The organism is Atribacterota bacterium (assembly GCA_028717805.1).
GTDB lineage: Bacteria > Atribacterota > Phoenicimicrobiia > Phoenicimicrobiales > Stramentimicrobiaceae > Stramentimicrobium.
In genome coordinates this window covers 1-7455 of the sequence record JAQUNC010000064.1, presented here as the reverse complement: position 1 = coordinate 7455, position 7455 = coordinate 1, and the positions used below count along the sequence as shown (strand labels likewise).

Below are 7455 nucleotides of genomic sequence, written 5' to 3'. Positions count from 1 at the left end.
CCCCGGATACCCAGAAAAAAGTATTAAGTTATCTCAAAGGATTAAACAGTTGTTCGCTGAGACAGCTTTCCAGATTAACCGGATTAACGGTGAATCAGATTGTCAGATCCTGATACAGAGAACCGTCTCCTATATCACCCTATATCACTACTTATTCTGTAATATTATAAAAGAATAAAGGATTTAAGTTGGAAGCTGAAGACAAATATCCAAAGAAAATAATATAACTGTGGCCTCAAATATTAACGCTTGACATTATTAACGTGATATGTTAATAATAATTATGATAAAATCATTCAAATGCAGAGAAACTAAAAAGATATATTATCGAGAATATTCTCTTAAATTTCCTGATGATATACAAAGAAATGCAATGAAAAAACTATGGATGATTGATGCAGCTCCAGATATGCAGACCTTGAGAATCCCGCCTTCAAACCATCTGGAGAGTTTAAAAGGGAAACGAAAAGGGCAATATAGTATACGTATAAACCAGCAATGGAGAATTTGTTTTAAGTGGAAAGATCGAGATGCTTATGATGTTGAAATTATCGATTACCATAGGGGGTGATTAACAATGATAAATAATAAAAAAATAGAGCCTATACATCCTGGGATAATATTAAAAGAAGAATTTTTGGATGCTTTAAATATATCACAATACAGACTGGCAAAAGATATCAGTGTGCCGCCAAGGCGTATTAATGAAATTGTCCATGGGAAAAGGGCAATCAGTGCAGATACTGCTTTAAGGCTGGGACGTTATTTTAAAACATCCTCCAAGTTCTGGCTTAACCTGCAGTCACATTACGATTTAGAAATCCAATCTGATAAACTTGGAGATGTACTTGATTCGGAAGTGAAAATTTGTTTGAAGGTTGGATAAAAGATGAAGAAACAAATGGGGCAAGTCTTGAAATATAAATTCATCCCTATTCACAGCCCATCTTCCCATCCCTCAATTGTTCCTTAATCCTCTGTATCCATTTCAACGATTCCTGCCTGGGCAGGGCATCTTTATTCATCTTCTGGTAATATCTTCTCCTGATAATACGTTCCTGGCGGTTTATCTCATCAATCTCAGTTGCGGTTGCCTCATCAAAAGAGTTATTGATTTCCTCTTTTTCTGCATAATCATTTCTTAATACAGATAACAGGTATGCTCCCGGGTTATGGGGATTCTTTTCTCTTAGGAGATATGGTTTTCTTTTAATAGCTGATTCCGTGAGATTGGTGAAGTAGGACTTATGGTTACTGAACTAATCTCTGCGGAAGAGCTCAGAAGGAAACATAAGAAAACCCTCAAACTACATGATACAGAGAGTTGTCTCCTGTATCAGTTAATCTGTATATTTTGGATCATTAAATTTATTTTAAGGAGAATAAAATGAATAATGAAATAATTACGAAGTGTGGATATCGTTGTGATTTATGTCTCGCTTACACTCCAAATGTGGAAGCTAATGATCGAAGGCAATTGCTAAGTGATTGATGGTTTGAACTATATGGATTTCGTATTGTGCCTGAAAATATTAAATGTGACGGCCGTATTTCCACAGAAAGTCCTGAACTAATATATAAAAATTGTCCTATGAGACCCTGTGTCATCAATAAAAAAATAGAGAATTGCTCTAGTTGTGCAGAATATATCTGTGAAAAACTAAGTCAAAGAATTGTTTTAAAATCAGAAATAGAGAAAAAAATGAATAGAAAGTTGACTGATAAAGAATATAAACTGTTTATAGAGCCCTATGAATCAAGAGCGAGATTAGATAAATTAAGAAATAAGGAAAAATAAACTATGACTGTTCAGCATCCGTGCCTCACTACCGGGTTGCACTTCGGAGTTTACTGCCTATAACAGGAATATACGCTGCGGCTTCGCTTTGGCCTTCGGCAAATTCATAATACAGGGGACCGTTGCACTATATCAGATATAATCTATCCCCTTTTTCAGTCCAATTTTTATAAATCTGATTTGATTTATAGTTCCTGTCATTATTGCGAGAATCGTCCTAGCCGAGGAGGCAGGAAACCCCAGATCCTCAGCATTTCGCTGATTGTCTTATGTATTTTTATTTCTTTTCACATCAGGGCTACAGCTAAATATTGAAATTTTAACATAATAGGAATATTCTTTTAGTTATTAAGTTTGTTAAATGATAATAATATTTATAAAAAAAATAAAATACTATAACAAAAATAACAAAAAAATACAATGCTTGACATTACTCCTTATTAGTGTATAATAAATATAACACTTAGAGATAAGTGAAAATGTTATAAGCTGAAAAGTTTGTTGCATTGAAATGTCAATCTTTCTGTGAGGATTGATAACCAGTAATTAATAAAATAGAGACTTTTTTATCTTGCTATATTTACCTCTAAATAAAATATTACTGAAAAATAATAAAAAAGGAGGTAAAGGAAATGCAAGGTAGTAAACTTTATGTAGGAAATTTAAATTACACTGTGACTAACGAGCAATTGGAAGAGCTATTCAGTAATCATGGCACCGTTAAAAGTGTCAATATTATCGAAGGTAAAGGTTTTGGATTTGTAGAAATGTCTTCTTCAGAAGAAGCTAATAAAGCTAAAGATGCATTACACGACACTGATTTTAATGATCGCCCTTTAAAAATTGACGAAGCTAAGCCACCAAGGCCAAGAAGAGATTTTAACGATAACCACAGACGCTATTAACATTTAGTTAAAATATACTGTAAAGAACCCTTTTAGAAGATAAGACTATAAGACTAAAGGGGTTCTTTTTTATAGGAATGATTAGTCAGATTCTGCCTAAACCACAAAATAAACCCAAAGATTCCAAAGAATTTTTTCAAACCCTGTTTGATTATGCCCCGGATCCTTATTACATCACCGACCTGGAAGGTAAATTTATTGATGGCAACAAGGCTGCCGAGAGAATTACCGGTTACCGAAAAAAAGAATTAATAGGTAAAAGCTTCTTCCATCTGGATATTCTCCCTGCCGCTGAAATCCCCAAAGCCAAACAGGCAATTGCAAAAAATCAGCAGGGATTTACTAGCGGCCCGGAAGAATTTACCCTGAAACGCAAAGACAATAAGAAGATAACAGTAGAGATTTTCACGTACCCTATAAAAATGGAAGGCAAACTGCATGTCCTGGCAATTGCCCGGGATATCACCCTCCGCAGGCAGTCCGAACAAAGAATAAAACATCTAGGCCAGGTCATTCATGCCATCCGCAACGTTAATAAACTCATTATCAGGGAAAAAGACCGGGATGTCCTTATCCAGAAGGCATGTAATCTTTTAGTAAAAACCAAGGGTTACTATAATGCCTGGATTGCCCTTTTAGATAAAGATAAAAAATATCTAACCTCTGCTGAAGCAGGATACGGTCCGGCTTTTGAACCAATGAGAACACAGCTTGAAAATGGTAATTGGCCAAGATGTGTCCGGGAAGTCTTGCAGCGAAAAGAAATTCTGATTACAGATAATCCTAAAAGTGTCTGTGACAACTGCCCCCTTTCACATTATCTCCAACACCGAAGCGCCTATACCATCAGCCTCAGACAGAATAATACCCTCTATGGGGTATTTTCAGCCTGTATCCCGGAATCCTATGCAGAAGACAAAGAGGAACAGGCACTCTTTAAAGAGGCAGCCGAAGATATTACCTTTGCCCTTTACAGTATCGATACAGAAAAAAAGCGCAGGCAGGCAGAAGAATCATTACGGAAAAGTGATGAAAGATTCCGGGTAGCATTTAAAAATTCCCCTGTGGTAGTCTGGAGTCAGGATAAAGAACTGCGCTATAATTGGATATATAACCCCAATCCCGGGTTCAGCCCCGAAGAGGTCCTTGGCAGGAAAGATGAGGAGTTGTTGCCTTTTGATGATGCCCGGGTTTTAACGGAGATAAAACAAAAAGTACTGGAGACCGGTAAAGGCAGCATAGCAGAGGTCAGGACGACCATTAAGGGAAAACCCTTTTTCTATCAATTGGTCACTGAACCTTTAAGGGATGCACAGGGTAATTTAATAGGTATAACCTGTGCCTCTATTGATATCAGCGAATTCAGGGAAATCCAGAAGAAGCTGGAAAAAGCCTTGGATAAAACCATTGAGACTATGTCCAAAATTGTTGATACCCGGGATCCTTACACCTCCGGGCATCAGTCCCGTGTCAGCCAGCTGGCTACAAGAATTGCTTTAGAGTTAAATTTATCCCCGGAAAAGGTAAAAGCAATCAGGGTTGCCGCTTTAATCCATGATATCGGGAAGGTCGGCATACCTTCTGAAATCCTTACTAAACCAAGCAAGCTCACCGATATCGAATTCAGTCTGATCAAGGCCCATTCCCAAATGGGTTATGATATCCTGAAGGATATCGATTTCCCGTATCCGGTTGCTCCGATAATTTTACAGCACCATGAAAGAATAAATGGCTCCGGTTATCCAAACGGCATAAAAGGTGATGAAATTCTACTGGAAGCCAAAATTGTTGGTGTTGCCGATGTAGTAGAGGCTATGTCTTCACATCGGCCTTATCGCGCAGCATTGGGGGTTGATATTGCACTTGATGAAATTGTTAAAAACAAAGGTATTTTATACGATTCTGAGATAGTTGATGTATGTGTAAAACTGTTTAAAGAGAAAGGTTTTAGGTTTGAATAGGCAATAAAATTTTTAAAGTATATTTAAAGTAATATAAATCAGTCTTTAAGATACAAATAGAGCCTGATTATCAGAGTTCTGGAAATCCCAGCTGAATAAACAGAGATCAAAAGGTAAATTATCTAAGATATTACAGGCTGCTTTGGAGGAGAAAAAAAAGTAAATAGTAAAAGAATTTTATGAAAATAGTTAAAATATTTAAGAATTATAAAGAAGGGGTGATGGTATAAAAATAAACAACTAATTTATTATTATAAAAAGTATTTTTTAAAAAGCATACAGGTAATTAATAATATAAAAGTTGATAAAGGCAAACTGTCCGAAAGGGCAGGAGCAAAGTTATGGGCTTAAAGTTTCTGCTACGGCTGCCAGACCGCCGGCTTTTTTATATTTTATAGACACATAAATTTTACAGAAGAACTATATTGAAGATAAACAGGCATTATTTTAAAATAAAGACTGTAAAAGGTTTAGATAATAGAAAATAAAAAGTAAAGAAATAGCCAATAGGTCCTTGGAGAATAAAAATGAAGGAATATATTGTCGGGGGTTTTTAAGGTCTCATGAGAAAAGACAAACTAAAGAGTATAGATATCAGGTATTTTCTAATACCATTTTTCATCCTGATATTAATATTTTTTGGACTTACTGTATATATGGTGAATAATTATGTCAATAAAAGTTATGAAATCTTTGAAGAATCATCATTAGATATTGCAGACAGCTATTCCCATACATTAATAACCTCACAGGAAGCCCATGATATAGTGACTGAACTGTTAGAAGAAAAACTAATGATAGCCAGCCAGGCTGCCAAGCTAATTCAGGGATTTGAAACTACTGAAGAACTGGCAGAATTGGCTGAAAGATTTTTTATCGATGAGATATACATTTATAATCCGGAAGGCGAAATTATACGCAGCAATATAACCAAATACATCGGCTGGAAGGCATATCCTGGCCATCCGGTTCATGATTTCATGATCAGTGATAAACAGATTTTAGTGGAAGATATCCGCAGAGATACTGAAAGTGATATTTATTACAAATACGCCTATTTTCAGGTTGCTGACGGTTCTTTTGTCCAGATAGGGGTATTGGCTGAGGAAGTTCAGGAGTTCCTGGGGAAATTTGAGCTTAAAAAATTAATAGACAGAATATCAAACAGAGAAGATATTATGTATATCTCCTTTGTAGACGATAACAATGAAATGATTGTCAGCAAAAATTCTCAGTATACCGAGGAAATAACAGAAGAAATCACTATCCACCAGCAAAACTTTGGGTCTGAGCAGTATTCAGTAAGAACTGTCCTGGATGGCCATGATGTTTTTCAGGTCTGTGTGCCGGTTCTCAGTGAAGATAAAAGCCTTGGCACGCTAACGGTTGCCTGGAGAACCGATGAGATTGATGGAGAGATAAAGGATATTATCTTTAATAACTTTCTTCAGTTGGCTTTGGTTTCTGCCATCGTTGGAGCTATCATGTATTATGCCTACCGGAAGAATAAATCCAATCTCAGGCTCGCTTACTATGATAAGCTTACTGGCCTTCCGAACAGCGAATACCTGAGTGAGTATCTCGAGAGCGAGGTTAAGAATACAGATAAACATAAAAAGGCCATAATGCTTTTAAACTGCACGAATTTTAATATCTTGAATATGACCCATGGCTATCTCTACGGAGAAAAGATACATGTCAAGATTGCCGAAAAGATTAAAAACATATTAGAACCTGATGAGGAATTATTCAGGCCTAGCACAGACCGCTTTATTATTGTTATCGGCAATTACAAAAGAAAAGAAGATTTACAAGCATTGGCTCAAAAAATTATCAATATTTTTGATAAATCCTTTTTGGTCAATGGCGACCCCCAGTTTGTCAGTGCCGAAATCGGTATTGTTGAGATTAAAAACCAGGATATGCCTATTGATAGTCTTTTGCGGGATGCTACCCTGGCCCTTTCACATATCAACAGTTCCAGTAATGATGCTATCTATTTTTACGAGGATGAAATGGAAGTGATTGTCAGGCGGGCTGATAAAATAGAGAAGGTATTAAGGGATGCTATCCTTGGTGTGAACCCTGAAAGATTTTATCTCCAATACCAGCCCAAGCTGGATCTTAAACAGAACAGAATTATGGGTTTTGAAGCCCTGGCCAGATTAAATATTCCGGGAATGGGTATTATTTCGCCTATGGAGTTTGTAGATATAGCGGAAAAGAGAATGCTGATCTATGATTTGGGAAAACAGATCCTGCACAGGGCCTGTAATTTCTCAAAAAGCCTTCATGACAGCGGTTATGAGGATATCAATCTGTCAGTAAATATCTCAGGCCTCCAGTTGCTTAGAGAAGGATTTATGAAAGATATAGAACAATACATACAATCATTATGTGCTGTAATTAAATCTTTGGAGTTTGAAATTACCGAATCAATCTTGCTTTCCAATTATGAGCTAATAAATGAAAAATTAAAGGATATCAGGGAAATGGGGATTGCTGTTTCCCTGGATGATTTTGGTACTGGCTTTTCCTCCCTGGCTAGGCTCCGGGAGCTGAATATTAATATAGTAAAGCTGGACAGGTTTTTTATCAGCAAAATAAAAAATGAAGATGAAAAAAATCTAATAACATCAGATATTATTTCCATGGCGCATAAAATAGGATTAACAGTAGTTGCCGAGGGAGTAGAGGAGGAAGAACAAAAAAGATATCTGCAAAAACATGATTGTGATATTATCCAGGGTTACCTGGTCAGCAAGCCTCTTGTGGAGGCAGATGCACTTGA

6 protein-coding genes and 1 riboswitch are annotated in these 7455 nt (G+C 36.5%); all 6 genes read left to right on the top strand.

Going from position 1 to position 7455, the window contains the following annotated elements; translation table 11 throughout:
- Nucleotides 1–283: 283 nt before the first annotated feature.
- Nucleotides 284–571, top strand: a complete 288-nt coding sequence (locus PHD84_10120; GenBank protein ID MDD5638149.1) for a type II toxin-antitoxin system RelE/ParE family toxin — start codon at nucleotides 284–286, stop codon at nucleotides 569–571.
- Nucleotides 572–577: 6 nt separating this feature from the next.
- Entirely contained in the window at nucleotides 578–886 is a 309-nt protein-coding gene (locus tag PHD84_10115) for a HigA family addiction module antitoxin (protein MDD5638148.1), read from the top strand.
- A gap of 633 nt (nucleotides 887–1519) precedes the next feature.
- Nucleotides 1520–1798 (top strand): DUF3795 domain-containing protein, encoded by a 279-nt coding sequence (locus PHD84_10110; protein MDD5638147.1) that lies wholly within the window; start codon nucleotides 1520–1522, stop codon nucleotides 1796–1798.
- Nucleotides 1799–2430: 632 nt separating this feature from the next.
- Complete coding sequence (locus tag PHD84_10105) at nucleotides 2431–2703, top strand: RNA-binding protein (GenBank protein ID MDD5638146.1); 273 nt, start codon at nucleotides 2431–2433, stop codon at nucleotides 2701–2703.
- Between the two features lie 77 nt (nucleotides 2704–2780).
- Nucleotides 2781–4664, top strand: a complete 1884-nt coding sequence (locus tag PHD84_10100; GenBank protein ID MDD5638145.1) for a PAS domain S-box protein — start codon at nucleotides 2781–2783, stop codon at nucleotides 4662–4664.
- A gap of 299 nt (nucleotides 4665–4963) precedes the next feature.
- Nucleotides 4964–5045, top strand: a riboswitch (cyclic di-GMP riboswitch).
- 182 nt (nucleotides 5046–5227) lie between these two features.
- Nucleotides 5228–7455 (top strand): phosphodiesterase (locus PHD84_10095; GenBank protein ID MDD5638144.1); only part of this gene is annotated, 2228 nt, incomplete at its 3' end.